The organism is Pelobacter seleniigenes DSM 18267 (assembly GCF_000711225.1).
Taxonomy (GTDB): domain Bacteria; phylum Desulfobacterota; class Desulfuromonadia; order Desulfuromonadales; family Geopsychrobacteraceae; genus Seleniibacterium; species Seleniibacterium seleniigenes.
Map to the genome: position 1 here is coordinate 2182518 of NZ_JOMG01000002.1, position 25647 is coordinate 2208164.

Consider the following 25647-nt stretch of genomic DNA (forward strand, 5'->3'; position numbering starts at 1 on the left):
TTCGATTTAAACGAACGCTCCCTTCATTTTTTTGCGCTGGAATTTTAGAACGATTCATGTACTTTAAGGCTGTTTTTAGGGCAATTGCAAGCTTTTCGCTGTTCCAAAGTTCCGAAGGAGATACCTGCTGATGGCGAGCCAACCTACCCCCCAACTCGGGCCGGTTCTGTTAAGTGGATTGATCATAGGTCCGATTCTGGGTTCGGGGATTGTTATCCTGCCGCCGCTGGCCTACCGAACCGCCGGAGACTGGGCACTGTTGGCCTGGCTGCTGATCATCCTGGCGGGATTTGGTTTTGCGCTGGTGTTCGGTCGGTTGAGCCTGCTTTATCCCGGTCCGGCCGGTGTGACCACCGCCATCGGCGTTGCCTTCGGTGAGCAGGTCAAGCTGCTGACCTCCCTGTACTTGACCGGTGCGGTGCTGTTCGGCCCGGTTGCGGTGATGCTGACGGCAGCCACCTACCTGTGTCCGGGCAGTCCCCGGACCAACTGGATTGCTGGCGGCTTGCTGTTGATCTGTGCGGCCTTGCTGTTGCGTGAACTACGCCATATCAGTCGCATCGGCCTGGTCTGCTCGTCGCTGGCCGCGCTGATCCTGGTGTCTGGTGGTTTGGATACCTTGCTGTTGCACCGGATCCCGCTGGCTGCTTTTTCCACCTTTGATCCCCCGGCCTTCGGCTATGCTCTGTTATTATTGTTCTGGACCATTGTCGGTTGGGAAGTGATCGGCAATTACAGCGGTGAAGTGCGTCATCCGCAGCGGACGATCATGGTTGCCGTTAAATGCTCGGCGGTGGTCATCGGCGTGATCAGCTTGATTGTCGCCGCCGCAGTGCAATATGGCGACCCCGGAATTTATCCTCAGACCGGGCAGGTGACGCGGATTATCGTCCCCCTCTATGGAAACGCCAGCGGTCTGCTCATGGGCGGACTGACCCTGGCGCTCTGCATCACCACCTGTCTGCTGTTTGTCGGCGGGGTTGCCCGGCTGATAGCGGCATTGGCGGCGGAAGGTTGGTTGCCGGCGCTACTGGCTCGGCGCAGCAGCACGGGTGCTCCTGTTTATGCCTTGATGTTGCTGACCATGGCGCATTTAGCCGCCTTGGGGTTGGTTGAGGCCGGCTGGGTCGGGATTGAGCAGTTGGTGGCTTTTGCCGACGGGTTTTTCCTCGCCAATGCGAGCATCGGACTGCTGGCCGCGTACCGGCTGATTCCCTGCCGCTGGGTGCGACTGACCGCCGCTGCGCTGGGTTGTTTTTTTGTGGTGACCTTCTGCCATTCGCCGCTGTGGGTGATTGTGACGGTGCTGGCCGCCGCCGGTTATTTTTTGGTGCGGCGCAGGCCCGGCCCCAAGGCACCAGCCCTGTAACCATCTAGAGAGGTTGGGAAAAAGCGTTTTTGCCGACCTTCAGCAAGGCACTGACCAGGCAGTGCCTTGGCCGGTCCAGCCATGAACTTGGCAGGCCGTTGTGCAACTATTTGCGAGAAAGGAGCTGTTATGAATCCGGTCCTTGTGTTGATTGACCTGCAAAACGATTATTTTCCCGGCGGGGCCATGGAGCTGATCGGCATTGACGCGGCGGCGAGCCGGGCGGCCGGGGTGCTGAAGCATTGGCGTGGACAGGGTTGGCCGGTCATCCATATCCAGCATATCTCCAACCGTCCCGGGGCCACTTTTTTCCTGCCTGGGACCAGTGGAGTGGAGATCCATGACAGTGTTAAGCCGCTGCCAACGGAACCGGTGCTCACCAAGAACTATCCGAACAGTTTTCGGGACACCGCTTTGTTGGAACGACTAGAGGCCTTGGCTGCGGAAAAATTGTTTGTCTGCGGGGCCATGACCCACATGTGCATCGATTCGACGGTGCGGGCGGCGTTTGATCACGGTTTCTCCTGCACCCTGGTCAGCGATGCCTGTGCGACCCGTGACCTGGTTGCCTTGTCCGGGGAGACAGTTCCGGCCGCGGCGGTTCAGCAGGCCTTTCTCGCCGCCCTCGGCAGTGTTTTTGCCAAACTGCTGACCAGCGCAGAGCTGCTGGCGGATCTTTAGCCGGTTGGTAAAAAGGCTATTCCTGGGTTCGACAGGCGGTTCGACAGCCTGTTCGCAAGGGGCGGGTTTCAGGACCAATCGCCATCACGCAGGACGGCAAAGATCAGCTCAAGGGGAAAACCGCGGCGTTGCAGATAGCCGATCACCCGGCGGCGCTCGCGATCACCGGCCTGGGTATAGTCGAAATCGGCAAAGCGCCTGCCGAGCAGTTCCCGGAGGATGGTTTCCGGCGGCAACTCCGCGCTGACGGTTTCCCAGGCTTCATGGGCAAGGGCTTCCGGGATGCCGCGCTGCTTGAGGTCGAGGAGAATTTTTCGACCCACCCCTTGGCCGCTGCGAACCAGGCTGCGTGTCCGCGCTAACGCATAGCGCCGGTCGTTGAGATAGTCGTAGTCTAGGCATTTGCCGATGGCCTGGTCGATGGCCGCAACGGAAAAGCCGAACCGGGCCAGTCTCTGGCGCAGTTCGGCTTCGCTCATATCCCGGCCGGAGAGTATCCGTACCGCGCTGGCGAACGGATCAGAAGCGTTCGATTTCGACCTGGTCATCCTTGTCCGGCTCTGCTTGGTGCTCGGTGTGCTTCTCTTCCTCTTCCTTGCCGCGTTCGAAATCGCTCCAGGAGGTGTCGGAGGTTGAATCGATGCCGGAGAACTTGAGCTTGAAGTCGTCCGGATTGGAGCTTTGCCGCAGCGCCTCCTCATAGCTGATGACCTTCCGTTTGACCAGATCCATCAGCGCCTGGTCAAAGGTCTGCATGCCGTAAGTGGTATAGCCCTGGGCAATGGCATCGCGCAGTTGCGAGGTCTTCTCGCGGTCGTCGATCAGTTCGCGGACCCGGGCGGTGGAGATCATGACCTCGACCGCGGCAACCCGCCCCTGACCTTCGATGCGCGGAATCAGCCGCTGGGAAATGACCCCTTTGAGCACATTGGCCAACTGCAGGCGGATATGCCGCTGCTGATGCGGGGGGAACATGGAGATGATCCGCGAGATGGTTTCCGGGGCATCGATGGTGTGCAGGGTCGACAGGACCAGGTGGCCGGTTTCGGCTGCGGCCAGGGCGGTTTCGGCGGTTTCCAGGTCGCGCATTTCGCCGACCAGGATGACATCGGGGTCCTGGCGCAGGGCGCTCTTCAAGGCCGGGGCAAAGCCGACGGTGTCGAAGCCGACTTCGCGCTGGTTGATGATGCATTTACGATCACGGTGGAGGTATTCGATGGGGTCCTCAACCGTGACGATGTGGGCTGTGCGGTTACTGTTGATGTGATCGATCATCGCCGCCAGGGTGGTGGATTTCCCGGTTCCGGTCGCTCCGGTGACCAGCACCAGGCCGCGCTGTTCCTGAGCAATCTTTTTGAGGACCGGGGGCATGGTCAGATCATCGAGGGTGGCAACCTTGAACGGGATCGCCCGGAACACCGCTGAAACCGAGTTGCGCTGCATGAACACGTTGACCCGGAAGCGGCCGAGACCCGGCACCCCGTAGGCAAGGTCGACCTCGCAGTATTCCTCGAACTTGGCGCGCTGGCGGTCGTTCATGAGCGCTTCGCACATGCTGCGGACCGCTTCCGAGGTCAGGCGCGGAGCCTTGGGCAGCGGGCGCAGGTTGCCGTCGATCCTGAACACCGGCGGAAGCCCAGCCTTAATATGGATATCCGAGGTGTTCGACTTCAGTGCCATTGCCAGTATGTCGTTCAGATTCATAGCCCCACCCTGGTCAACTTTTCAATTCAGAGGTTAGTGATATCGTCCGGCCTGCAACCAACTCCCACCCATCTTCGGCGCAGTTGCGGCGGCAAGCCGGGTTCAGCCTTTTTCTACAACGCGCGTCATTCTCTCAATCTTCTTCCGCGGCGGACGACACCACCGGTTTGCCTTCCCCGATGCCGTAGAGTTCCCGCAATGCGGCTTCGATCTCATCGGTCATTTCCGGATGCTCTTTGAGGTATTGTTTGGCGTTTTCGCGCCCCTGGCCGACCCGTTCCCCTTTATAGGAGAACCAGGAACCGCTTTTTTCGACCAGATCGTTATCAACCCCGAGGTCGAGCACATCCCCTTCGCGGGAGATGCCGACACCATACATAATATCAAATTCTGCCTGTTTGAACGGCGGCGCGACCTTGTTTTTGACAACTTTGACCCGGGTTCTGCCGCCGACCACATCCTGCCCCTGTTTGAGGGACGCGATGCGGCGGATATCGAGTCTGACCGACGCATAAAATTTGAGTGCATTGCCGCCGGTGGTGGTTTCCGGATTGCCGAACATGACGCCGATTTTCATGCGGATCTGGTTGATGAAGATGATGCTGCAATTCGACTTGCTGACAATCCCGGTCAGCTTGCGCAGCGCCTGGGACATCAGTCGGGCCTGCAGACCCATGTGGGAGTCGCCCATTTCCCCTTCGATTTCAGCACGCGGGGTCAGTGCGGCGACGGAGTCGACCACCAGCACGTCGATAGCGCCGCTGCGCACCAGCATCTCGGTGATTTCCAGAGCCTGCTCGCCGGTGTCGGGCTGGCTGACCAGCAGGTCGTCGGCCTTGACGCCGAGGTGTTGGGCATATTGAATATCCAGGGCGTGTTCGGCATCGACGAATGCAGCGACCCCGCCTTTTTTCTGGACTTCGGCAACGATATGCAGGGCCAGGGTGGTTTTCCCCGAAGACTCCGGCCCGAAAATTTCTATGATCCGGCCTTTGGGAACGCCACCGACCCCGAGCGCCAGGTCAAGGCTGAGCGCACCGGTCGAAATGGTCTCCACAGCCGGAACCTGGTAGTCTGAGCCCAGGCGCATGATGCTGCCCTTGCCGAACTGTTTTTCAATCTGGCCCATGGCAAGTTCCAAGGCGCGGTTGCGGTTTTCATCTGACATGTTTTCCTCCAGTGGTTTTGGCGTTTTGACTTAACATTCCTGCATTACCGGGATTATCCTCTCCCGCTGTGACATAAAAAGACATTATTGACGGTTTTCGGGAGCGTTCCGGGGGCTCAGCCGGCATTCTTGTTTAATGCAAGAGATTAAAGGTTTTTCAAACAGCTGTCGAGTGGTTATTCTGCCGCCGCCGGGGGGACCGGATTCAGTTGCTGTAATGCATAGCGACGCAGCCATTCCAGCGCCATGTAGGCACTCATTTTCTGTACCTGCCCCCGATCTCCGCTAAAATGATAGCGCTTGACATGAATCCCTTCCCCGCCGGCCAGGGCTAGAAACACGGTCCCGACGGGTTTGTCCGGGCTACCGCCATCCGGACCGGCAATCCCGGTAATGGCCAGGGCAACGTCGGTTCTGCTGCTCCGCCTTAAGCCGCCGGCCATGGCCCGGGCGCACTGCTCGCTGACCGCTCCGTACTGTTGCAGAACCTGTTCCGGAACCCCGAGCCAGGCCATTTTGGCCGAGTTGGCGTAGGTCACTCCGCCGCGTTCAAGAAACGCCGAGGCCCCCGCTTCGCTGGTCAGCAGGCTGGCGAGCAGGCCGCCGGTGCAGGATTCGGCCAGGGACAAGGTCAGGCCGGCCTGGATCAGCAGCTTGCCGACGTTGCCAGCCGGAGTCTCCTCGTTGCGGGCGAGCAGGTGATTGCCGAGGCTTTTCAGCAGCAGCGCTTCGGCCAGGTCGAGTTTTTGTGCGCCGTCCTCGCCATAGGCTTTCAGCTTCAATAGAACCAGCGGAAATTCCAGGCCGAAGGCAACCTCCACCCCGTCCGGCAGTTCGCGGTAGGGAATCAACCGGTTGACCCGCGGCTCGGGCAGGCCGAACAGCTTGAAGGTGCGTTGCTGGAGCGGGTTGCTCTGCGGGATCTCCTGCTGCAGCAGGGGCAGGACTTCCCGTTCAAACATAGCCTTCATCTCCGTCGGCACCCCGGGCAGGAAAAACAGCTCGCACTGACCATGCCGCAGGCGGAAGCCGGGGGCGGTGCCGAGGCTGTTGGCCAGCGGTACGGCTTGCTGCGGCAGCAGCGCCTGGCGCTCGTTGCTCGGTTCCATGGGGCGGTTGCGCCGGGCGAACCAGTCGCGGATCATGGCCATCGCCTCTTCATTGATGACCAGGGCCTGGTGAAAGGTGCGGGCCGCAGCGCGGGCGGTGAGGTCATCCCGGGTTGAGCCGAGGCCGCCGGTGACAATGACAAAACGGACATGAGCGGCGAGATAATTGAGGGCCGCCATGATCTCTTTTTCCTGGTCCGGAACCGCCAGGCTGCAGCGCAGCCGATAGCCGCAGCGGGAGAGGATTTCGGCGATGGTGCTGGTATTGGTGTCGCTCAACTCGCCGTTAAGCAGCTCGTCCCCGGTGGTCAGTACGGCAATATCGAAATTGGACATGGTGGACTCCTGACCGCTCAGCCGAACAGGGCCAGGCCGAGACGCAGTAAAATGAGGGCGTAGATGCCGGCCACGACATCGTCCAGGGTGACCCCGAGGCCGTTTTTCCACTCCCGGTCGAACCAGCTGGCCGGAAACGGCTTGCAGATATCGAACAGGCGGAAGCAGAAGAACCCGGCTATAGCGATCCCCCAGCTGAAAGGCAAAAATGCGGTGGTGACCAGGTAGCCGGCCAGTTCGTCAATGACGATGCGGCCATCGTCCGGCTCCTGGTAGTGTTGCCCCGCCAGATCGCAGATTTTGCAGCTCAGCAGAATGACGGCCAGCAGCGCCAGGGCCTGGAGCGGCACATTGAGCCGGGAGATGAGGTAGTAACAGGGGATTCCCATCAGGGTGCCGAAGGTGCCGGATGCCACCGGGGCATAGCCAAGGCCGGCGTTGCTGGCCAGAAACAGGGTCAGCCAGGGCGTATTGCGGTTGCTTGGGGACGGTTCACTCATGGCCGTCCCCCGGCGTGCTCAGATCGAGTTTGGCATAGGCGGTCTCTTCGACGATGCGGTAAACCTGCTGGAGCGGTTGGCCGCTCTGTCGCGCCAGTTCCCGGCAGTCATCGTATTCAGCGGTCAGGCGCAGAAATTGTGTTCCGGAATAGAGCAGTTTGACCCGCGCCTGGCCCAGCTCCGTCTGTACGGTGCTGCTGCGGCGGTTGAGTCGGTAGCGCTGCTGCAGGGAACCGCGCACCCCGATAGCGCTGCTTTCCCGCATGATCAACTGGGCCAGCTGCTCGGCCTGGGGTGGCCGGCAGACCACGGTCAGCAGGTTGCCCGGGCGGTTTTTCTTCATCTGCAGTGGTGAATAACCGGCATCCAGCGCGCCGGCCGCGAGCAGCTGTTCCAAGAGGTTGCCGAGGACTTCCGGGGTGCTGTCATCGATATGGGTTTCCAGGACCTGGACGCTGTCCTGCTCGGGCAGGGCAGCGGCGTTTTCAAAGAGGATGCCGCGCAGCAGGTTGGGGCGATCCTCCAGCTCCCAACCGCCGACCCCGTAGGCCGTTATTCCGAGGGGCAAAGCGGGCAGGGGGCCAAACTCGGCGATCTCGGCGGCGATGGTTGCACCGGTCGGCGTGACCAGTTCCTGGCTAATCCCGCTGTCGTAAACCGGTTTGCCGCGGAGGATTTCCAGGGTCGCGGGGGCGGGCAGGGGTAGCGCGCCGTGGGCGCAACGGGACATGCCGCGTGACAGCGGCAACGGAGCGCAGCGAACGCTGGTGATGTCCAGCAAATGCAGGGCAATGGCCGCGCCGGTCAGATCGACTATGGCATCGATCGCCCCGACTTCGTGAAAATGGACCTGATTGATATCGATCCCGTGGACTTTGGCCTCGGCCTCACCCAGACGGCGGAAGAACTTGCGTGCCAGTTGGCTGATCGGCACGGCCAGGGTGCTGGTCGCCAGCAGCTGATCGATATCACTCCAATGGCGGTGATGATGGGTTTCCGCGCAGACGACCCGGCAGCGGCAGCCTTCAATGCCGTGGCGCTGTTCGCGGGAAATTTGCAGCTCAAAGCCGGAGATCGGTAACTTGGCGAGTTCCTGCCTGAGCTGGTCGGGGTCCAGGCCGAAATCGAGCATCAGGCCCAGAAACATGTCTCCGGAAATACCGGAAAAAGAATCGAGATAGAGCGTTTTCATGGTGACCTTTTAAGGGTGAGGGATGTTCATGATCTTTTGCGGTTGATCCGGTTCGCTGCAAATGCGGCTCCGAAGCCATTATCAATATTGACCACGGTCACACCGCTGGCGCAGGAGTTCAACATCCCCAGCAGCGCTGCGACGCCGGCAAAGGCCGCGCCATAACCGACCGAAGTCGGCACCGCGATGACCGGTTTTTCAACCAGCCCGCCGATGACGGAGGGCAGGGCTCCTTCCATGCCGGCGACGACGATAAGCACCGCTGCCGAGCGCAGTTGCTCCTGACGGGCCAGCAGGCGATGGATTCCGGCCACGCCGACGTCGATCAGTTCCTCGACCTCATTGCCAAGCATTTGGGCGGTAATGACGGCTTCCCGGGCCACCGGCAGGTCCGAGGTCCCGGCGCAGATGACCAGGATCTTGCCCTGGCCGCTGACGGTGATTTTCTGCTTTACCAGGCAGAAGGTGCGGGCCACGCTGTCGTATTCCCCGTCCGGGAAATGATTGCATAGAGCGGTGGCTTTTTCGCTGTCCAGGCGGGTGACCAGGATATTGCGCTCCTTTTTGGCCATGGCGCCAAGAATGATATTCAACTGCTCAAGGCTCTTGCTTTCGCCGAGGATGACTTCCGGGACCCCCTGCCGTAATTCGCGGTGATGGTCGATCTGGGCAATGCCGAGATCCTCAAAAGGCAGCTGTTTCAGGCGGTCGACGGTGTCCGCGACACTGACCTGACCGGCCACCAGGGATTCCAGCAGGCGGGTGAGTTCTTGCTGATTCATAGGGCTCCGTGGGGCGATTTAAAGGTCCAGTTCCGTGGCAATCCCCTGCATCGCCGTCAGACAGAGATCGCAGAATTCGGGGACCGCCAGGCCGAGCTGTTCGCATTCGGCAATGATAGCGCGATTCGCACCGGCCGCGAATTGCTTTTCTTTGTAACGTTTACGAACCGATTTCGGTTTGACGCTGGCCAGCTTTTTATCAGGGTAGACCAGCGCCGTCGCAATGATCAGCCCGGTAATGGTCTCGCCGGCTGCCAAAGCGTGATGAAAGCGCTGGCTGCGCCGGTCGGTGTGGGCATGTTCATTGTGCATGCGGATGGCTTCGAGAATTTCTTCGGCCACGCCTTCGGCGCGTAGAATCCTGACTGTTTCATGCGTATGCCGGGAAAGATCGTCCAGGGTCAGTTCCACATCCAGGTCATGAAGCAGGCCGGTCAGGCCCCATAACTCTTCATCTTCCCCAAAATAGCGGGCCAGGCTGCGCATCACCGCCTCACTGGCCAGGCAGTGCTTGAGCAGGTTCGGGTTGGTCAGATATTGCTTGAGCAGTTCAAGGGCGCGTTCGCGATCGATACCGTAGTTCATGACTATCCTTTCCCGGTTACTTAACCGCAATAGCATAGCAAAATATTCATCTTTACCAAAGTCGAAGCCGCATTTTTCATTGCAAACCGGAGCGCCTGTCCGGATGAGTCGGGCCAGGTGCGCGCAAAGGTTGACCTGTCCGGTCTATTCGGAGTAGTTTCTGCAGACCTTTGGGGATCAGGGACATTAAGGAGCGATGATGGCAGAGCGTAACGAGCCGGCAGAAGAGGTTTTGAGCAAGACCAAGAAAAAGCAACAGGCCAAGCAGGTGGAACTGGTCGCGGAGCAATTGACCGGAATGGCGGATAATCAGCTGAGTCAGCTGGCGTTGCCGGAGGCCCTGGTGCGGGAAATCAACCTGGCGCGTGCCACCCGGGGCCGCAGTTCCTATCGTCGCCAGCTCAAACACCTGGCCGGGGTGCTGCGCAAGCAGGAAGACGTTCTGGATGCCCTGCTGGGGCAATTGCAACAGCTGGACCAGGTTGGGCGTCAGGAAAAGAAACAGTTCCATCAGCTCGAATCTTTGCGCGATCGCTTGTGCCAGGAAAGCAGCTTTGCCGAAGCGGTCGATGAATTGGCCGGACTGGTGCCAGCCAGTGAGATCAAGGTGCTCTCCAGGCTGGCGCGCTCGGTTCACCAGAACGACGACCGGCGTGCGTCCCGGGAGGTTTTCCGGCGGCTGAAGAAGCTGCTCACCGACCAGGTCTGACGACCCCCTCTGCCGTCTCTGCCGCCGGGGTTTGACCTTTTCCCAAAATGTGTTAATATCAATAAGTTCTAGTATTAGACGCCACCCCGCCAGGGTGCCCCGTCTATTCCCGCAAAAAGATCGTTAAGAACGTCGCCCTGTGTGATGCTTCGCAGATCTTTTTTCCTTTCAGAGCAGCACTTGGATTCTGCAGTTCCTGCAGGTTCGGGTTGCGGGTTGCTCTGTCCTTTTTAAAAACAAAATATGTTGTTGTTTGGGTCCCGGCTGCAAAGCCGATGAATTCGTTTTTTTCCTTTGTGGTCGTGCCCCGGATTTTTCAGCGCATAGAACGTTTTTTTGTTGTTGTTTGCAATTGGAGAAGTTGCTGAAAATAAAGGAGAAAGAATGAGCAAGAAAGTTAAAATCGAGGTCCGGAGTCTTTATAAAATTTTTGGACCGCAGCCCAAACAAGCCATGAAGATGCTTGAACAGGGACTGGAGAAAGCCGAAATTTTTGAAAAAACCGAGACCACGGTCGGTGTGCAGGATGCCAGTTTCAACATTTATACAGGGGAAATTTTTGTCATTATGGGGCTGTCCGGCTCCGGCAAATCAACCATGGTGCGGATGATCAACCGGCTGATCGAACCAACCACGGGCAAGGTTTTCATCGATGGCGAGGACTTGACCGCCATGACCAATGATGAACTGGTCAAAACCCGGCGCAAAAAAATGAGTATGGTTTTCCAGTCTTTTGCCCTGATGCCGCATATGACCGTCCTGCAGAACGCCGCTTTTGGTCTGGAAATGGACGGTGTCGACAAGGAGACCCGCGAGGCACGGGCGCTGCAGGCGCTGGAGCAAGTCGGCCTGGAAGCCTGGGCCGAAAGTATGCCGGGGGAGCTGTCCGGTGGAATGCAGCAGCGCGTCGGGCTGGCCCGGGGGTTGGCCGTCGACCCGGATATCCTGCTCATGGATGAAGCTTTCTCCGCACTTGATCCCCTGATCAGAACTGAAATGCAGGATGAGCTGTTAAAGCTGCAAGCCAAGGCCAAACGCACCATTGTCTTTATCTCCCACGATCTCGACGAAGCGATGCGGATCGGTGATCGGATCGCCATTATGGAAGGCGGACGGGTGGTTCAGGTCGGCACACCGGAGGATATTCTCCAGAATCCCGCCGACGATTATGTCCGCGCCTTTTTCCGTGGGGTCGATCCTACCAACATCCTTACCGCCGGTGATATCGCCAGCGATACCCAGGTCACCATTGTGATCACCGAAGGGAACAGCCCGCGGGCGGCGTTGCAACGACTGATCAAGAATGACCGCGATTTCGGTTATGTGCTGGACAGTAATCGCCGCTTCCAGGGGGTGGTGTCAACCGATTCACTTCGCGAACTGATCGATAATCCGGAGCGCAGGCAGGTTTTGAGTTCCGCTTATCTGGAGGATGTGACCACGGCTCTGGCCGGGGATTCCATGCAGGATATTCTGCCGCAAGTCACTCAACATCCCTGGGCTCTGCCAATTTTGAATGAAGAGGGCAACTACGTCGGAGCCGTCTCGAAAAACCTTTTTTTGCGGACCCTGCAGCGTAACGACAACAATGAACCGATTGAGGTTGCTTCCGAAGCAACCGCGAACGAATAAAGCGAAGGTGCACAATGAGAATTTTTAATTTTGATGAACAATTGATCCCCCTGGACCAGTGGGTTCAGCATGGCGTCGACTGGCTGGTGCTGAACTATCGCCATATCTTTCAGCTGTTGAAGGTGCCGATTGAGTTCAGCCTGAACGGCTTGGAGTGGTTCTTCAATACCCTGCCGCCGGTGGTCATTATCCTCCTTTTTGCTGCGGCCGCCTGGCGCTTTGCCGGGAAGAGGATCACGGTTTTCACCGTCCTGACCTTTCTGCTGGTCGGCTATCTGGGGCTCTGGGATGAAACCATGACGACCCTGGCCATGGTGATCAGCTCGGTATTTTTCTGTGCCCTGGTTGGCATTCCGCTGGGGATCATGTCCGGGCGCAGCGACCGGTTCGAGATGTATCTGCGCCCCTGTCTGGATGCTATGCAGACCACCCCGGCCTTCGTTTATCTGGTCCCGGTGGTCATGTTGTTCAGTATCGGTACGGTCTCGGGGATTCTCGCCACCATCGTTTTTTCACTGCCGCCCATCATCCGCCTGACCAGTCTCGGCATCCGCCAGGTTCACCCCGAACTGATCGAAGCCGCTTTGGCCTTTGGCGCTACCTCGGGGCAAGTCTTGCGTAAAGTCCAGGTTCCGTTGGCACTGCCGTCGATTATGGCCGGTCTCAACCAAACCCTGATGATGGCGCTGTCGATGGTCGTTATTGCCGCGCTGATCGGCGCCGGCGGGCTCGGTAATCCGGTCGTGCAGGGGTTGAACACCCTGGAAATCGGCCTGGCTACTATCGGTGGCTTGTCCATCGTGTTGCTGGCCATGGTTCTTGACCGGATCACCCAAGGTTTCGCGAAAAAATCCTAATTCACCCACAACGTTCATGAAGGAGACAGACAATGAAACGCATGTTATTGGTATTACTGATGTTGTCATTATCATTTCCGGCTTTTGCCGCAACCGACAAGCCGGGGCAAGGGGTTAAGGTTCAACCCGCCCGGGCCACCTGGAACACCGGATATTTTCAGGAAGCGATTGTTCGGGCCGGTCTGAAAGAACTTGGTTACGATGTGGCTGCACCGAAAGAATTGCAGAACCCGCTGTTCTACCAATCGGTGGTGCTGGGTGATGTCGATTACTGGACCAACGGCTGGTTCCCGCTGCATGTCAATCAGATCCCCAAAAATGGCGCTGATCGGATCGAAGAGGTCGGTTATGTGGCCAAAGCCGGCGGGCTGCAAGGCTACCTGGTGTCCAAGCGGGATGTCGAAAAGTACAACATCAAATCGCTGGATGATTTTAAGCGCCCTGAAGTCATGAAGGCTTTCGACGCTAACGGCGACGGCAAAGCCGACCTTACCGCCTGCCCTCCGGGCTGGGGCTGTGAGAAAGTGATTACCCATCACTTCAAAGTGTACAATCTGGACGATTACATCAATCCGATTAAAGCCGGTTATTCGGCCAGTATGGCAGATGCCCTGGCGCGCTATAAATCGGGTGAGCCGGTCTTTTTCTACACCTGGGCCCCTAACTGGACGATCTTCAAGCTGAAGCCGGGAAAAGACGTGATGTGGATCAATGTCCCCGAAATTATCCCGAATGACGCTCAGAAGCCCAACGTAGATCGGATGACCGTCAGCGGCGTCAAAGGTGCCGTGACCGATCCTCTCAAAGCCGGCTTTGTGGTCAATGATATCCGCATTGTTGCCAACAAGGAGTTCCTGAGTAAAAATCCGGCAGCCAAGAAGTTTTTTGAGTTGTTCAGCCTGCCGCTGGGCGATATCAATGCACAGAACACCAAGATGGAAAACGGTGAAAAGTCACAGAAGGATATCGAACGGCACGCCCAGGAATGGATTTCGGCACATCAGGACGAATGGAACAGCTGGCTTGATGCAGCACGTAAAGCTGCCATGTAACACTGCTTAATATTTACGTTATTCACTGAAAAAAAGCGGCTGGGATTTCCCGGCCGCTTTTTTATGGGCTCTGTTTGGCAATGTGATGGCTGTCAAAGAGACTGGCAGGTGTTTGAATGACTCTGAGATACGGGAGTTATCCCGAATGTCTCTCGTTTAAGCAACTTTGCAGTAAACTCGGGACTGTCTTCACAGGTTCATCGGGGGCTGTCCCAAGAGTTTGCAAGCCATGAAACTGTAGTGGTTAGCACCGCAAAGCCCTGGGACAGCCCCCGTGCGGGGACAGTCCCGGTTTTGCTGCCTTCTACTCATTAAACTAGCGCCATTCGGAGTTGTCCCTGGTTTTTCGAACGGCTTGTTATCTATTTGTGACCTCAATGAACCACTTGGGCTGCATTTCATCAAAGTCTGTCCGAAGGTTGGATGGCAGATAGCTTGCTGAATCTAAGACAAACTCCTGGCCATCAAGGCGTTTAAAAACAACCCAATGCCAGAAGTTTTTGCCATCTTCCTGATGGTGCTTGATGGCCAGAAGTGCCAGATCAGGCAGAGCGCCCCATGATGCAAAAGGAGTTTCAGCGGGAGATGTCTCGACTCCTGCACTGGACAGCATCTCCCTGACATATTGGGTATCAGACCAAAGAGATTTATCTTCGGCGTAGATCCCCATCGCGTTCGCTATGGCTTTCATTTCAGTATAGGTTTTACCCAGAATATTGGCCACCGACGCAATTCCGCAGCCTGTCGTTTCTTCCTGTATCACGAGCTTGAGCATCGTCTTCTCCTTATAGCCTCACGCGAAACACCAGCTGCGCCGGTTTTTGACATCGGCTGTACGCTCTTGTCAAGTGACATGGTTTTTCTAAACCGCCCGTTTTGCCGGTTCGAACAGAACAAACCCCGCATACTGTTGCATCTCTCGGCGCCGCTTGGGCGAAGCAAAAAATCCCAGAATACGCATCATAAATTTTGTAAAAAGAGGAAATGGCGCAGGGCGGTTCATCCGTTTTGCTTCAGTTGCAAAATATTTGGTCTCCTTGGGCTTCCAACCGCTCTGTAAAAAGAAACCAAAATAGTCCTCTGGCTCGAACAGGAAGGGGGCGTTTTTCATCGACTTACTCATGCCACTTCGTCGGCGGTATTCATACGAGGCTGGGGAAAAGTAGTCCACGACCCAATATGTGATTGACTCATGCGCCCCCAAGTCCGCCCCGAGGGATGCAACCGCATCTTCGGAAAGATAGGGCGTGACTGCTTCTGTCAATACGAGGACTTTTTTCGATTGAGCTTCCACATTGTCGAGTAATGTCTGTCGAGCATCAATATTTGCCAGGTCCAGTTTCACCCGTTCCAATTGACATCGTGGAGTTTCCCCGCAAAGACAGGTTTCTTTTAGCTCGATGACGTGAGGATAATCCACTTCGATCCACCGAAGCGACTTTGGAAGCTCTAAGCGATATGGCCTTGTATCCAATCCTGCGCCTAGATTCAAAATGGTGTCCACGCCGTCGAGAATCGCATTTTGAATGAAATCGTCGATAATCCGAGTGCGAATTACCACCGACCAACCGCCGATGAACGCCTGCTTCGGAAGGTTGTCGATGATCCTTTTCCCCCGGGCTCCGGCGAGTTTCGCTGCAAGCGGGTCATGAAATAGCGCATTTGGACGATTCGTTTCCATGGCGCGGTAAGCCGCTGCCATGAATGCCGTATCGGAGACTTGATTAATCTGGTTGTTCATTTTTGAGCACCCTCAATACCGGTTTTTTGCAGCATTAGGCTTTTTTTGTCATAAAAATTGCGACCCGTTCCAATCCCGCGTTGCGATGGACTTCACCTTTGTGAAATTCATCGCTTTCAATCGTAGCCAGAAGGTTGCGCCGCTGAGGATAGCGAACAAAAATGAAATGATCCCAGCGGTCTGCTAACATACAACCCCTGGGACTGCCGAATACGCAGATAGGCTTTCCACCGTAAACCGGGTATGCACCTCTACGCAACAATTCAAAACCCGCAATCTTGGAATAACGATCATAGGCTTTTTTGCCGCTGATTTGTTTAGCTCCTTCGTAAGAATCCTTATACTCGGCATTTGGTTTGTATTTGTTCAAATTGTAGACAAAAAGAGGCTCGTCAAGATCTTGGGCTCTTGCTACGGTCATTTGATTCTCATCGGGCCAGACAGCAATATTCTCAGCTCTCCACGCTGCCGTGGGGATGCCTTTGTCGGTGACACCTTTGAACAACCGGACAAACCATGAAATACACTTAACCACATAAAAAGTAACCGATGGCTCCGGCATAATTGCAAGAACGGTATGCTCGGAGCAGACCTGATTTAATGCTCCATCGAAGGCTGCCATAAAGGCAAAAGCCTTTTGAGTCGATGGAAATGCATCAATCACAATTTCATCTATCAACATCCCTTCTCGCGCAGCAGGGTCAGCCTTAACTCGAAACAGCCTTTGACTGTTGAAGCTATTTTTGCTCTCATTCAACCACGTGCTATAGCCATTTGGATCCTTAATTTTCAGATGGTGAACAAGGGCCACTTTTCTTGCGCCAGCCTCTTCTAAGGCTTTATTGCATGACTCTTTATCAATTGAGAAGGACATGTTCATTTCGATTCTTTGTTGAAGCTTAACGAGTCTGTAGGAAAAGCTAAACGCCAAGCGTCCTACAACTCAGATCCTAAATTTTGTTATGATCGGTCATCGGTCATCGGTCATCGGTCATCGGCCGTTGGGCTTGGCTGTTTTTTCAGCCACAAGCGCGATTCCTTCAGAAGCAATGGTCCAGTAGTGTTTTTATACGTCATTTTTCTGATTTATCTCTGATTTTTTTGACCTTTTTCGATCCAATTGTTCCGAACCGGTGAATCTTGGCCAGATTGTGCAGGAGGTCATTCGATGCCATAGTTCATTGCCTATCTGCGTGTCTCGTGGAGTAAACATTTTGAAAGATGGGGGGACTGGTTTTTGTCCAGGATCGTCTGCATCATTTAAAACGGCCTGGTTACTCAGCTGACCCAGGCCGGGAATACCGTGGTCAAGCCCTCAACCATAAACTGGACCGAGATGGCGATCAGAATTAAACCGAAGACGCGTGAGATCAGTTGCAGTGGCAGCGTCCCGGTGACTTTAACAATCAATCCTCCGCTGACCAAAGTGAGCAACAGCAGCACCAGGACCAGGATTACGGTGACACTGAGCAGCAGACCATCCAGCCAATTTTGACTCTGATGCCCATAAATGATCATTGTGGTGATCGCTCCAGGTCCCGCAATGACTGGAACTCCGATCGGGATAAAAATTTGCTGATAGCGTTTCAATAATTTTTCAGAGAATTTCTCTTTTTCCTGCGATAGGGTTTGGCTGACATCGACTGCGGTTCCTTTCATCATGCTGAAACCGAATTGCAACAGGATCAGCCCGCCGCCGATCTTGAAACTGGCTAGATCGATATTCAGTTTCAGCAATAGGCCCTTGCCCAGCCAGAGGAAAAAAAGCAGGATGCAGGCACAGGACAGGATCACCAGGGCGGCCAATGACCATTGAAATGTGAACTTTTCATCCTTGGAGGCCTCGACCCAAAGAGGAATTTTCTCGATCGGATTGACGATTGCCAGCAAGGCGATGGCAAAATTGATGATCAGTGCCCAGTGAATATCCATTTTATAATCTCGTTGCCACTCATTCCCGCGCAGTCAGTTAAGAAACAATCCGGCAGCCGAGTACCTTGCAGGCAGCCATGGAGCCAAGGCAGTTTTCAACCTCGGTGAACCCTTGCCGCATGAGGATTGATGCGGCAATGATGGCACGCTGGCCACTGCCGCAGAAGGTCACAACCGGCCGGTCTTTGGGAATCTGGTCCTGTTTGGTTGGAAGCTCTCCCAGGAAGATATGCAGGCTGCCCGGCAAATGCCCCTGGTCAACTTCCGACTGTTTCCTTACGTCGAGAAGAGTTGGGGGATGATCCTGCGCCAACCTTTTCTTTAGGTCTCCGGCATAGAGAGAGGGGATGTTTTGATATGATTTGCCACTGATTTCCCAGGCGTGCAGTCCCTCATCAAGAAAACCGAGGACATTCTCATATCCCACGCGCACCAGGTATCGGACTGCCCGCGCGACATCGGATACTTGCTGAACGACCAAACCGATTGGCTGATCAGGCTCGAGGAACCAGCCGGCGTAGGCTGGAATCATTTCCAAGGGAATGGCCAGGCTGCCGGGAATGCTGGCTCCGGAATAAGCTTCAGGACTACGGGTATCGAGCAGCAAAAGGCCCTTTTCGATTTCCGCGGACATTTGTTTTGGACTCAACGGTCTTGGCCTTGGGAGTCTGGCAAGTGGAGGCTGGCCTTTTAGGTTAAACTTCTCCATCTGTTTGAAGTAGGGAGGCGTGTAGTGAGCCTCGGCCACTTTTTTCTGAATGAATTCTTGTTTGTTTTGCACCTGCAAGGCTGGGTTGAATCGTCGCTCAAATCCGAGGCTGGAAAATTCCCGTGTCGCCATCCCTGATCCACAGACCGAGCCGGCCCCATGAGCGGGATAGATAAGCACACCATCGCCAAGGGGAAGCAACTTGTCGAACAGGCTGTCGTAAAGCAGACCGGCAACCTCTTCCGCCCGCTCTGGAAAGAAGTCTGTACGTCCGACATCACCTATAAACAGGGCATCTCCGGTAAAGACCGCGAGGGGCTCCCGGCTGAAATCGGTGTCGGCCAAAACCAGGGATATGCTCTCATCAGTATGCCCGGGGGTCTCGAGCACGCGGACCTGGATGGCGCCAAATTCGAACTGATCGCCTTCACGAGTGATTTCACCATAGTGGAAATCCAACCGGCCACCATGGTAAATAGTGGCACCGGTCATTGCGGCCAAGTCACAGGACCCGATAACGAAATCCTCATTGCGATGAGTTTCGAAAATATGGGTAATTTGTACTCCTTCACGGTCAGCAATCTCCCGATAAATTTCACAGTCACGACGGGGATCGACGACGAAGGCACTATTGGCGTCGCCGACGATATAGGAGAGTTGTGCCAACCCCTCAGAGTGTATTTTTTTGAAAAACATTTTATCTCCTGATAATGCAGGGAACTCCTGTGTTGAAGCGAGTTGTGTTTAAGTATTTGTCTGTGAACAGCTCATCTTTGAGCTTCATCTCAAATCCGGAAACCTGGCGGCGGATCCATTTCAGAAGCATGGCCGCGGGTTCTTTTTTTCATCCCGACTGTGTTCGAGAATGGTTTTCGGATTTTTGTCCTGGCAGGCATAGACTCGCTGGTTATACCAGTTGGCGCTTCAAGTTTTTCAACCAGGGAGATTACTCGGTGCATTTCGCGGCTGGTCGAGGGCCGCTGCGTTGCTGGCGCGTAATGATTTTCACGTTCCATTCCGGCTCTCCAACAGATTGTCTTGGGTTATTCCAGGGGTTGCCCTCGCTCAGGGCATCAACACTTTAAATTCCTGAGCATGCTGGACCAGATATATGATGGACCAGACGGTAATAGTGATATAGCAGCACCAGAGGAAAATGGAGACTGGTCCTCGGGCTTCCTTTATGGTCCCGGCATACTCCTCGTTCTCGTTGTCGACCCGTTCGTTCGGATAGGTGGCGCCGGAATAGAGGCTGAGCAGGGTCGCGATAAAACCACAGGCGATAATCATCAGGGTTAGGATGCCATCATTCATGGTACTTTCCTCCTTGGTGGGGCGGACTCATCATCTTGCTCATCGAGCATGTCATGTTTTGGGGACTCGATATTTTTGAACTGGCCGGTCTTCAGGGCCCAGATGAGAAAGCCGAGGAAGACCAGCAGAATAAACAGGGTCAGCAGGGTTTGCGCAGTGGTTGCCGTCATGGTTCACTCCTCCTCGCTTTTTGGGCTGACCAGTGGCTCAGCGGTCTTGCCGCCAGATTCAATAGTCATCGCATAGGCGTCAGCATAGAGTGGGCGCCATTTTTCCTGCCAGTCCTTGGGGGCAGCGAAGGACTGGATGAAGTAGGTCAGGTGGGCTATTTCCTCATCGCTCAGGGCCTCTTTCCAAGGAGGCATATTGGTGGTGGGGACCCCTTCCCTGATCTTATAGAGATACTGGCCATTCATCCGGAAGTCATCTCCGGTCTCATGGAAATTGGCCGGTTCCGGTTTGACGTAGCCGCCAGCTGTGGACGAGGCATCGCCGTTGCCCATCCCCTTGGACCCATGACACTGACGGCAGTAGGCGGCAAACAGCTTGGCTCCGTGACGGTATTCTTCCTGAGTTCCTTTGATATCGGCCTGATCCTCATTGCGCTGGTTGGCAAAGGCGATCGCCGCCTGATCGGAGATATCATCCGAAACCGTCCGTGGGGTGCCATTGGCTAAGGCCATTTCGTAGGTTGACAGGTGCCAGATCTGATCATCATCCAACTGCTGCCCCCAGGCGGGCATGCCGGTCCCCGGAACCCCGGCCCAGATTCTCCAGAAATGAAAAGGCGCATCCGGAGATGGATAATTGGTGATTCGTTCATGCAGGTTGGCCGGGCGGGTCACCAGCATGCGGGCGTAGACTCCTCGCCCATTTCCCGAGCCGCCGTGGCAGGGGAGACATTTCTGAGCATAGAGGGTTTTTCCCTGTTCGAAGACTGTGGCCCACTTTTGCCCGATGGCCGGATTTCCTGAATAGGTCTGCTGCTGGGGATCATAACCCTTGGCCGCCATCATCATCGGCTTCATGTAAGGGTTCATCTTGTCCCGTAACTCCGGTGGCGGCTGCGGCTGGAAGGAATGCAGCTCCAGATCTTCGGTCCCTAAATGTTGCAGATAGTCGGCCAGCTGTCCTAACTCCTCCTCGCTGAGGAAAGCGAAGGGGGGCATGATCGAGGTCGGCGAGACCGAGCGGGGATCGGTATGGTGACGTTTGTGCCATTGGGTGGGGCGTTTGCCACCTATTTTGGCCAGATTGGGCCCGGTCCGTTCAGTCCCGAGCAGATGTGGGGTGTCATAGAAATAATCGCCGCGCTGAGAGACCTCCCCGCCAGCCCAGTCCTGGGGGCGGGTGAACTGGCTGTGACAGTAAAAACAACCAAGATTCTTGAACAGCTCGTGACCGGCAGTCTGGCGTTGAGAGTACGGATGGGCCGTCGCACTCGGCTCCATGGCGGCGTACATGTAGGGCATGCCGACCACCATGAAGGTCATGACCACGAACAGCACCATGCCGCCGACGATAACCACGGTCAGGTTGATCTTTTCCGGAGCGAGCTGCACCGGGTGTTTGCGCTGCGGGGTTTGGATGATTTCATCCGGTTGTTCGGTTTGCGCCTTTGCCGCGCCTAAGTGCAGAAAGGTGCACAGCAGATTGAATGCGTAGACCCAGGCACCGAGCACCACCATACCGCCGCCGATTGCGCGGATGATGAAGTGCGGACGGAGCATCGGCAGAGTCGCCACCAGATCGACATGGACCCACCAGGAGGAGTTGGCGACCAGCCCGGCGATGGTCATGGCGAGGAAGAAAACACTGAAACCGATTGTCGCCAGCCACCAGGACAGACTCATCAGGCGGGTGGAGTAGATCTTACAGCTGAGCATCTTGGGGACCAGCCAGTAGGCCAACCCGACCACCAGGAAGCCGAAGCCGCCGAGCAACGCCAGGTGGGCATGTCCAACTGGCCACTGGGAGAAGTGAGTGAAAGCGTTGGTGCTGCGCAGTGCCTGGAAAGAGCCCTGCACCGAGGCCAGTACGTAAAAGAGAAATCCGGTCAGTGCCCAGCGTAGCGGCAGGTTGTCGATCGCCACCCGCACATGACCGCGGCAGGTAAGCATGATGTTGGTAGCGAAGGTGACCACCGGCACCAGCATCAGCAGGCTCATAATGACCGCGATGGTCTTCAGCCATTCCGGGATCGGCGCCTGCAGCAGGTGATGGCCACCGACCCCGGTGTAGAAAAAGGCGATGGAGAAGAAGGCGATGATTGACAGCAAATGCGAGTAGAGCGGCCGGCGGGTCAGTTTCGGAACCAGGTAGTACCAGGCCGGGATCCCCAGGGTGGTGAACCAAAGCCCCAGGACATTGTGGCCGTAATACCAGTTGAAGATCGCGTCCGTGGTGCCGTTGAGCGCGCCTTCAGGAATCTTCCACATGACGTTGCCGATGACATAGACCACCGGGAACCAGAGCATGGTGCCGGCGTAGTACCAGAGACTGACGTAAAGCTTTTTCTCCTGGCGACAGCGGAGGGTGGAGAAGGTCACGACAGCGAAAATCAGCAGCGCAAGGACCACCAGAACATCTATGAACCAGGGCATTTCGGCATACTCTCGCCCCTGGGTGTTTCCAGAGAGGATCATGGCGATACCGATCAGGACACTGATATTCCAGACTATGGCAGCGAGGCTCGCCAGCCTCGACAGGCGCAGTTCAGTTTTGCACAGGCGTGGCAAGATGTAGAACATCGCGCCCAAAAGACCCGAAGAAAGGAAGCCGAACAGGACACCGTTGATATGCGCCGGTCGGATGCGGCCGAAGGTCAGAACCTCCGTACTGCCGAGGAAGGTCGGCTGGAAGAATTTGATGGCGAGAATGAAACCGAAGCCGGTGAAGATTGCGAACCAGAAAATGGTTGCAGCAAAGAAGATTTTTGCGGACGTGTCTTGGTGTTCCAGGGTTCCGGACATTCAATTAACCTCCTTTGATTTTACAAAAAACAAAACGCAATCACTGAAAAAACGGATAATATCTTTTCAGTGTACAATAGTTGAAATGAAGCTCAAGGGGATCCATAGGAAATTAAATAGATTGGAGAGATATGACTTTTCCCCAAGTTTCAATCCAATTCTTTACTAGGAGTAGATTTAATTTGTCTATTTTAAATATTTTCGCTTTAGACTGCTGACAAGAAGTCGTGTTTTTTAATTCCTTTGGCCATTTCTTTTCTTCTTGATTCTCTTACTAAAATTTTTCTTTTACATAGAAAGCCGGGCCAAACAATCTCTGCTGGCCCAGAGGGTATCTCACACCAATCATGCTGATAACAAAAAACGGCAGAATGTCTTTCTAGAACCTGGGGTATTTGGCAAAGAGTGTTGAGACAAAAGTTTTCCTGATTGATGTGTGGCCTTGTGGTGGCATAAGCGAGTCAAATCTGTACCTGCCAGATAACATCACATTTGCAACTGTCATCGATTTGCGTCAGCTGCTATCTTCCCCCGAGAATAATCTGCCTTGACGAATGGGATACGAATTATGACATCTGAATTCTTCAGAGGGGTGCGAGCCAACGGACCGGTTGCGGCCAGTGCCATGGCTTACGGAAGTGTCTTCGGGGTGCTCGCATCCCAAAAGGGGCTGAGCTGGGTGGACCTGATGTTCATGAACTCGACCGTTTTTGCCGGCGCTGCCCAGTTTGTCATGGTTGATATGTGGTCGGAGCATTTGCCGATTATCGCAATGGCGCTCACCGCGCTGGTTATCAACTTGCGTTATTTGCTGATCGGTGCTTCTCTGGAGCCGCTTTTTACCGGGAAAAGTATGTTGCACAAAGCGTGTATGATGCATCTGGTGGCCGATGAGAACTGGGCGGTAACCATGCGGGAGCAGCGTTACGGCCGCGCGACCTCCTGGTTTCTGTTCGGCGGCGGCGTGTTTCTTTATCTCTCTTGGAGCTTTGGGAGTGTTGCGGGTTTGCTCAGCGGCGGTTTAATCAGTGCCCCGGAAAAGTATGCCCTTGATTTTGCGTTCCCTGCGGTCTTTACAGCCTTGGCTGTTAGTCTTTGGCGAGGGAAAGCGGACATTGTTCCGTGGCTCGTTTCTGGCGGAATGGCGCTGCTGTCATATCATTTTCTGCCGGGCAAATGGTATATCGTCATCGGAGGGTTGGGGGGAGCGATTGCGGCCATGGTGAAAGCTCCGGTTGAAGCTGGAGTCGAAAAGGAGAACGCCCATGACGTCAGCCATTGATTTACAGGTCCTGGTGGCGGTTGGTCTGGCCGCAGTTGCAACCTATTCCCTTCGCTTCGGCGGGCTGCTGCTGGCGTCACGTTTTCCGAAAACTGGTCGCTTCCGTCAAGGGATGGATGCGTTGCCTGGAGCCTTATTGTTTTCGCTGATTATTCCCGGGTTGGTTTCCGAGGGAGTCTGGGGGATATTGGCTGGAGGGCTTACCGCACTTGTCGTGTGGCGAACCCGGAATACTTTTATGGCGATGCTGGCCGGGATGTTGGTGATTTATTTGTCCAGGAATTGACCCTCTATAGAACACCAATGACCCTCGTGGGCCGTTCTCGTATTGCAGTGCTTTTCAGCCACATTCACTCCGGTCTCCATTTGGAGGGGACTGGTTCCAGATCTTATCAAACGTCAGAATTCCATAAGCTTGCGACAGTTATTGTCTTCATTCTCAGCTGATAAAAAATCCGTGTAGAAAATTTGCGACAAAGAACAGCAGGGTGGCAGAGAGAAGAACTGTCATTGATGTCTTAACGACATAGCCGTAACTGCTGCCTATCCCCGCCTTGAAATAATCCCTTGTCACAAGAAAACAGAGGTGGACCGGCGACAGCATCATTCCCATGTAACCGAAAGTATATGCAAGCGCTGCGTACAAAAGATAGGTGAAGGTATCATGGGCCGGAATGAGCGGAACAATAAGCGGAAAGGATGCTCCCACAAAACCAACTGCGATTCCCAGGATAAAACCGGAAAAGAAGGGCATGATCAGGATGAGGAGAATTGGCGGTATCCCGTAGGTCATAAGCTCGTCTCTAATGCCCTGAACCGCTCCCGAGTCTGTCATCACGCCCTTGAAAAGCATTATGGATATGATGAGAAAAATCATTGTCAGGTTTGACTTGCCGAGGGTTGCAGCAAGAAGGCCTGATGGCGCAATCCTGTTTGAGCGGCAGACCCAGACTATTGCTCCTGAAATTCCGACAATGACGGAAACAAGGGATGGGATGCTGATATCCGGCTTGATCAGGGTTAGTATCGCGGACAGCCCGGTTATGATGAAGATGGATGAAATGATGATGGTGATCGGCATCATTTCATAGATAAATTCCTTGATTCCTTGCCATGAAATCCGGCTCTCAGCGTTGGCGCCTGTCGTTCCCATCGGCCTAATGATAAATAAGTAGCCTGCCGCGACCGAAAGCAGAGTCAATGGGGCCGCGAACATCATGTAACGCCATGTCTGGGTATTGAGCAAGGCTATGGCCAGGATAACGCCTGGATACAGCGGCCACCAGTATTCCCATATATGCCTGAACCAGTAATTCAGGGCCGTTTTATGTTCAGGGCTTGCATTGACTCTGGAGAGGGCTTCACCCACCAGCGGTGCTGAGAAGAGCGCACCTCCCGGCATGGGCAAAAGGCCGATGAGCGCTGACATAACTGTGCCTACGACTCTGGCGTCCTTGGTCAGGCTGGTGAAACTGCTGACGAGCCTCTTCATGTGTCCGCTTTTTTCCATGATGACGCTCATCGCCATGATCAGCCATACAATCAAAGCAAGACTCAGTGTTTGATAGTTGATTGTGCTCTCATACAGACAGGTCAATAACTCCATTGGTGTCATTCCCGTCCATATTCCCAGAGATATGGAGCCAGCCAGAAGTGACACGGCCAGATGAAGGCCTAACCTGTTGAGGATCAAGATTCCTGCAAAGATAATGATTATTTTTACGAGCATCGGATTTGTTGCTCCAGATAAAAAGGACCTGTCATAAAAGTGGTCAGATCCTCATGAATACTATAAGTTGAACAGAGAATAAACTTCTGAAGTGCCAAGTGCCAAGTGCCAAGTGCCAAGTGCCAAGTGCCAAGTGCCAAGTGCCAAGTGCCAAGTGCCTGAACCTTGTGATTTATAACCCATGCCCCAGGGTTTTTGAATATAAAATGAGCATTTTGAGTGACGTAATTTCAGAGAGTTGAGGTCGCGTTTTTGGAGATCCCCACGATGAGACAAACTTTGAGCAGGGCTG

26 protein-coding genes are annotated in these 25647 nt (G+C 55.1%); 8 read left to right on the forward strand and 18 right to left on the reverse strand.

What is annotated here, in order from left to right; all coding sequences use genetic code 11:
* Nucleotides 1-130: 130 nt before the first annotated feature.
* Together N909_RS0112825 and N909_RS0112830 are read left to right on the forward strand one after the other, a co-directional pair.
* Nucleotides 131-1369: an APC family permease gene (locus tag N909_RS0112825; protein ID WP_051689739.1), complete on the forward strand. Its 1239-nt coding sequence runs from the start codon at nt 131-133 to the stop codon at nt 1367-1369.
* 129 nt (nt 1370-1498) lie between these two features.
* A complete protein-coding gene (locus tag N909_RS0112830; protein ID WP_029915700.1) occupies nt 1499-2050 on the forward strand; it encodes a cysteine hydrolase family protein in 552 nt (183 codons plus the stop codon).
* A 68-nt stretch (nt 2051-2118) separates the two neighbouring features.
* On the opposite strand, the gene N909_RS0112835 is transcribed toward N909_RS0112830, so the two are convergent.
* The 8 genes from N909_RS0112835 to N909_RS0112870 form a co-directional block, all read right to left on the reverse strand.
* On the reverse strand, nt 2119-2598 hold the full coding sequence (locus N909_RS0112835) for a regulatory protein RecX (RefSeq protein WP_036683146.1): 480 nt from the start codon (nt 2596-2598) through the stop codon (nt 2119-2121).
* The gene (locus tag N909_RS0112840; RefSeq protein ID WP_029915703.1) at nt 2570-3754 is read right to left on the reverse strand and encodes a type IV pilus twitching motility protein PilT; all 1185 of its coding nucleotides are present in this window, start codon (nt 3752-3754) and stop codon (nt 2570-2572) included. Before N909_RS0112840 ends, N909_RS0112835 begins: the two co-directional genes overlap by 29 nt.
* A gap of 133 nt (nt 3755-3887) precedes the next feature.
* Nucleotides 3888-4922 carry a recombinase RecA gene (gene recA, locus N909_RS0112845; protein ID WP_029915705.1) on the reverse strand — a complete coding sequence of 345 codons (1035 nt, stop codon included), beginning with the start codon at nt 4920-4922 and terminating at the stop codon, nt 3888-3890.
* Between the two features lie 176 nt (nt 4923-5098).
* Entirely contained in the window at nt 5099-6367 is a 1269-nt protein-coding gene (locus N909_RS0112850; protein WP_029915707.1) for a CinA family nicotinamide mononucleotide deamidase-related protein, read from the reverse strand.
* A 17-nt stretch (nt 6368-6384) separates the two neighbouring features.
* Complete coding sequence (locus N909_RS0112855) at nt 6385-6867, reverse strand: phosphatidylglycerophosphatase A family protein (protein WP_051689740.1); 483 nt, start codon at nt 6865-6867, stop codon at nt 6385-6387.
* Nucleotides 6860-8059 carry a nickel pincer cofactor biosynthesis protein LarC gene (gene larC, locus N909_RS0112860; RefSeq protein ID WP_051689741.1) on the reverse strand — a complete coding sequence of 400 codons (1200 nt, stop codon included), beginning with the start codon at nt 8057-8059 and terminating at the stop codon, nt 6860-6862. The genes N909_RS0112855 and larC overlap by 8 nt, the downstream gene beginning before the upstream one ends.
* 26 nt (nt 8060-8085) lie before the next feature.
* The gene (gene larB, locus N909_RS0112865; RefSeq protein WP_029915719.1) at nt 8086-8841 is read right to left on the reverse strand and encodes a nickel pincer cofactor biosynthesis protein LarB; all 756 of its coding nucleotides are present in this window, start codon (nt 8839-8841) and stop codon (nt 8086-8088) included.
* 18 nt (nt 8842-8859) lie between these two features.
* On the reverse strand, nt 8860-9426 hold the full coding sequence (locus tag N909_RS0112870; protein ID WP_029915727.1) for an HDIG domain-containing metalloprotein: 567 nt from the start codon (nt 9424-9426) through the stop codon (nt 8860-8862).
* Nucleotides 9427-9625: 199 nt separating this feature from the next.
* On the opposite strand from N909_RS0112870, the gene yjgA reads away from it, so the two are divergent.
* The 4 genes from yjgA (at nt 9626) to proX (ending at nt 13676) form a co-directional block, all read left to right on the forward strand.
* The gene (yjgA, locus tag N909_RS0112875) at nt 9626-10135 is read left to right on the forward strand and encodes a ribosome biogenesis factor YjgA (RefSeq protein WP_029915729.1); all 510 of its coding nucleotides are present in this window, start codon (nt 9626-9628) and stop codon (nt 10133-10135) included.
* 384 nt (nt 10136-10519) lie between these two features.
* On the forward strand, nt 10520-11767 hold the full coding sequence (gene proV / locus N909_RS0112880; protein ID WP_036683149.1) for a glycine betaine/L-proline ABC transporter ATP-binding protein ProV: 1248 nt from the start codon (nt 10520-10522) through the stop codon (nt 11765-11767).
* 14 nt (nt 11768-11781) lie between these two features.
* Nucleotides 11782-12624 (forward strand): ABC transporter permease, encoded by an 843-nt coding sequence (locus N909_RS0112885; RefSeq protein WP_029915733.1) that lies wholly within the window; start codon nt 11782-11784, stop codon nt 12622-12624.
* Between the two features lie 32 nt (nt 12625-12656).
* A complete protein-coding gene (gene proX, locus N909_RS0112890; protein ID WP_029915734.1) occupies nt 12657-13676 on the forward strand; it encodes a glycine betaine/L-proline ABC transporter substrate-binding protein ProX in 1020 nt (339 codons plus the stop codon).
* A gap of 358 nt (nt 13677-14034) precedes the next feature.
* On the opposite strand, the gene N909_RS0112895 is transcribed toward proX, so the two are convergent.
* The 9 genes from N909_RS0112895 to N909_RS24660 all read right to left on the reverse strand — a co-directional run bounded on the left by N909_RS0112895 (nt 14035) and on the right by N909_RS24660 (nt 22344).
* The gene (locus N909_RS0112895; RefSeq protein ID WP_029915736.1) at nt 14035-14451 is read right to left on the reverse strand and encodes a hypothetical protein; all 417 of its coding nucleotides are present in this window, start codon (nt 14449-14451) and stop codon (nt 14035-14037) included.
* Nucleotides 14452-14538: 87 nt separating this feature from the next.
* Complete coding sequence (locus N909_RS0112900; protein WP_029915739.1) at nt 14539-15417, reverse strand: class I SAM-dependent methyltransferase; 879 nt, start codon at nt 15415-15417, stop codon at nt 14539-14541.
* A gap of 34 nt (nt 15418-15451) precedes the next feature.
* Nucleotides 15452-16297 carry a hypothetical protein gene (locus tag N909_RS0112905; RefSeq protein ID WP_029915741.1) on the reverse strand — a complete coding sequence of 282 codons (846 nt, stop codon included), beginning with the start codon at nt 16295-16297 and terminating at the stop codon, nt 15452-15454.
* A 398-nt stretch (nt 16298-16695) separates the two neighbouring features.
* Nucleotides 16696-17349, reverse strand: a complete 654-nt coding sequence (locus N909_RS0112915) for a MarC family protein (RefSeq protein ID WP_029915743.1) — start codon at nt 17347-17349, stop codon at nt 16696-16698.
* A 37-nt stretch (nt 17350-17386) separates the two neighbouring features.
* Complete coding sequence (locus N909_RS0112920; RefSeq protein ID WP_029915745.1) at nt 17387-18754, reverse strand: MBL fold metallo-hydrolase; 1368 nt, start codon at nt 18752-18754, stop codon at nt 17387-17389.
* Nucleotides 18755-18843: 89 nt separating this feature from the next.
* Nucleotides 18844-19074 carry a hypothetical protein gene (locus tag N909_RS25315; RefSeq protein ID WP_211253950.1) on the reverse strand — a complete coding sequence of 77 codons (231 nt, stop codon included), beginning with the start codon at nt 19072-19074 and terminating at the stop codon, nt 18844-18846.
* Nucleotides 19075-19123: 49 nt separating this feature from the next.
* Nucleotides 19124-19372, reverse strand: a complete 249-nt coding sequence (locus N909_RS0112930) for a hypothetical protein (protein ID WP_029915747.1) — start codon at nt 19370-19372, stop codon at nt 19124-19126.
* On the reverse strand, nt 19369-19542 hold the full coding sequence (locus N909_RS25320; RefSeq protein WP_084167698.1) for a cbb3-type cytochrome oxidase assembly protein: 174 nt from the start codon (nt 19540-19542) through the stop codon (nt 19369-19371). The genes N909_RS0112930 and N909_RS25320 overlap by 4 nt, the downstream gene beginning before the upstream one ends.
* 3 nt (nt 19543-19545) lie before the next feature.
* Nucleotides 19546-22344 carry a cbb3-type cytochrome c oxidase subunit I gene (locus N909_RS24660; RefSeq protein ID WP_029915749.1) on the reverse strand — a complete coding sequence of 933 codons (2799 nt, stop codon included), beginning with the start codon at nt 22342-22344 and terminating at the stop codon, nt 19546-19548.
* A 568-nt stretch (nt 22345-22912) separates the two neighbouring features.
* Here N909_RS24660 and N909_RS0112945 point away from each other — a divergent pair.
* Both N909_RS0112945 and N909_RS0112950 read left to right on the forward strand, forming a co-directional pair.
* A complete protein-coding gene (locus N909_RS0112945; protein WP_036683151.1) occupies nt 22913-23626 on the forward strand; it encodes an AzlC family ABC transporter permease in 714 nt (237 codons plus the stop codon).
* Entirely contained in the window at nt 23610-23912 is a 303-nt protein-coding gene (locus N909_RS0112950; RefSeq protein WP_029915753.1) for an AzlD family protein, read from the forward strand. Before N909_RS0112945 ends, N909_RS0112950 begins: the two co-directional genes overlap by 17 nt.
* Before the next feature lie 153 nt (nt 23913-24065).
* On the opposite strand, the gene N909_RS0112955 is transcribed toward N909_RS0112950, so the two are convergent.
* On the reverse strand, nt 24066-25355 hold the full coding sequence (locus N909_RS0112955; protein WP_029915754.1) for a DUF401 family protein: 1290 nt from the start codon (nt 25353-25355) through the stop codon (nt 24066-24068).
* Nucleotides 25356-25647 lie beyond the last annotated feature (292 nt).

Bases quoted from the DNA above. Each gene is read 5' to 3' on its own strand.
- N909_RS0112825 (WP_051689739.1), top strand. From the start codon at position 131: ATGGCGAGCCAACCTACCCCCCAACTCGGGCCGGTTCTGTTAAGTGGA.
- N909_RS0112830 (WP_029915700.1), top strand. From the start codon at position 1,499: ATGAATCCGGTCCTTGTGTTGATTGACCTGCAAAACGATTATTTTCCC.
- N909_RS0112835 (WP_036683146.1), bottom strand. From the start codon at position 2,598: ATGACCAGGTCGAAATCGAACGCTTCTGATCCGTTCGCCAGCGCGGTA.
- N909_RS0112840 (WP_029915703.1), bottom strand. From the start codon at position 3,754: ATGAATCTGAACGACATACTGGCAATGGCACTGAAGTCGAACACCTCG.
- recA (WP_029915705.1), bottom strand. From the start codon at position 4,922: ATGTCAGATGAAAACCGCAACCGCGCCTTGGAACTTGCCATGGGCCAG.
- N909_RS0112850 (WP_029915707.1), bottom strand. From the start codon at position 6,367: ATGTCCAATTTCGATATTGCCGTACTGACCACCGGGGACGAGCTGCTT.
- N909_RS0112855 (WP_051689740.1), bottom strand. From the start codon at position 6,867: ATGAGTGAACCGTCCCCAAGCAACCGCAATACGCCCTGGCTGACCCTG.
- larC (WP_051689741.1), bottom strand. From the start codon at position 8,059: ATGAAAACGCTCTATCTCGATTCTTTTTCCGGTATTTCCGGAGACATG.
- larB (WP_029915719.1), bottom strand. From the start codon at position 8,841: ATGAATCAGCAAGAACTCACCCGCCTGCTGGAATCCCTGGTGGCCGGT.
- N909_RS0112870 (WP_029915727.1), bottom strand. From the start codon at position 9,426: ATGAACTACGGTATCGATCGCGAACGCGCCCTTGAACTGCTCAAGCAA.
- yjgA (WP_029915729.1), top strand. From the start codon at position 9,626: ATGGCAGAGCGTAACGAGCCGGCAGAAGAGGTTTTGAGCAAGACCAAG.
- proV (WP_036683149.1), top strand. From the start codon at position 10,520: ATGAGCAAGAAAGTTAAAATCGAGGTCCGGAGTCTTTATAAAATTTTT.
- N909_RS0112885 (WP_029915733.1), top strand. From the start codon at position 11,782: ATGAGAATTTTTAATTTTGATGAACAATTGATCCCCCTGGACCAGTGG.
- proX (WP_029915734.1), top strand. From the start codon at position 12,657: ATGAAACGCATGTTATTGGTATTACTGATGTTGTCATTATCATTTCCG.
- N909_RS0112895 (WP_029915736.1), bottom strand. From the start codon at position 14,451: ATGCTCAAGCTCGTGATACAGGAAGAAACGACAGGCTGCGGAATTGCG.
- N909_RS0112900 (WP_029915739.1), bottom strand. From the start codon at position 15,417: ATGAACAACCAGATTAATCAAGTCTCCGATACGGCATTCATGGCAGCG.
- N909_RS0112905 (WP_029915741.1), bottom strand. From the start codon at position 16,297: ATGAACATGTCCTTCTCAATTGATAAAGAGTCATGCAATAAAGCCTTA.
- N909_RS0112915 (WP_029915743.1), bottom strand. From the start codon at position 17,349: ATGGATATTCACTGGGCACTGATCATCAATTTTGCCATCGCCTTGCTG.
- N909_RS0112920 (WP_029915745.1), bottom strand. From the start codon at position 18,754: ATGTTTTTCAAAAAAATACACTCTGAGGGGTTGGCACAACTCTCCTAT.
- N909_RS25315 (WP_211253950.1), bottom strand. From the start codon at position 19,074: ATGGAACGTGAAAATCATTACGCGCCAGCAACGCAGCGGCCCTCGACC.
- N909_RS0112930 (WP_029915747.1), bottom strand. From the start codon at position 19,372: ATGAATGATGGCATCCTAACCCTGATGATTATCGCCTGTGGTTTTATC.
- N909_RS25320 (WP_084167698.1), bottom strand. From the start codon at position 19,542: ATGACGGCAACCACTGCGCAAACCCTGCTGACCCTGTTTATTCTGCTG.
- N909_RS24660 (WP_029915749.1), bottom strand. From the start codon at position 22,344: ATGTCCGGAACCCTGGAACACCAAGACACGTCCGCAAAAATCTTCTTT.
- N909_RS0112945 (WP_036683151.1), top strand. From the start codon at position 22,913: ATGACATCTGAATTCTTCAGAGGGGTGCGAGCCAACGGACCGGTTGCG.
- N909_RS0112950 (WP_029915753.1), top strand. From the start codon at position 23,610: ATGACGTCAGCCATTGATTTACAGGTCCTGGTGGCGGTTGGTCTGGCC.
- N909_RS0112955 (WP_029915754.1), bottom strand. From the start codon at position 25,355: ATGCTCGTAAAAATAATCATTATCTTTGCAGGAATCTTGATCCTCAAC.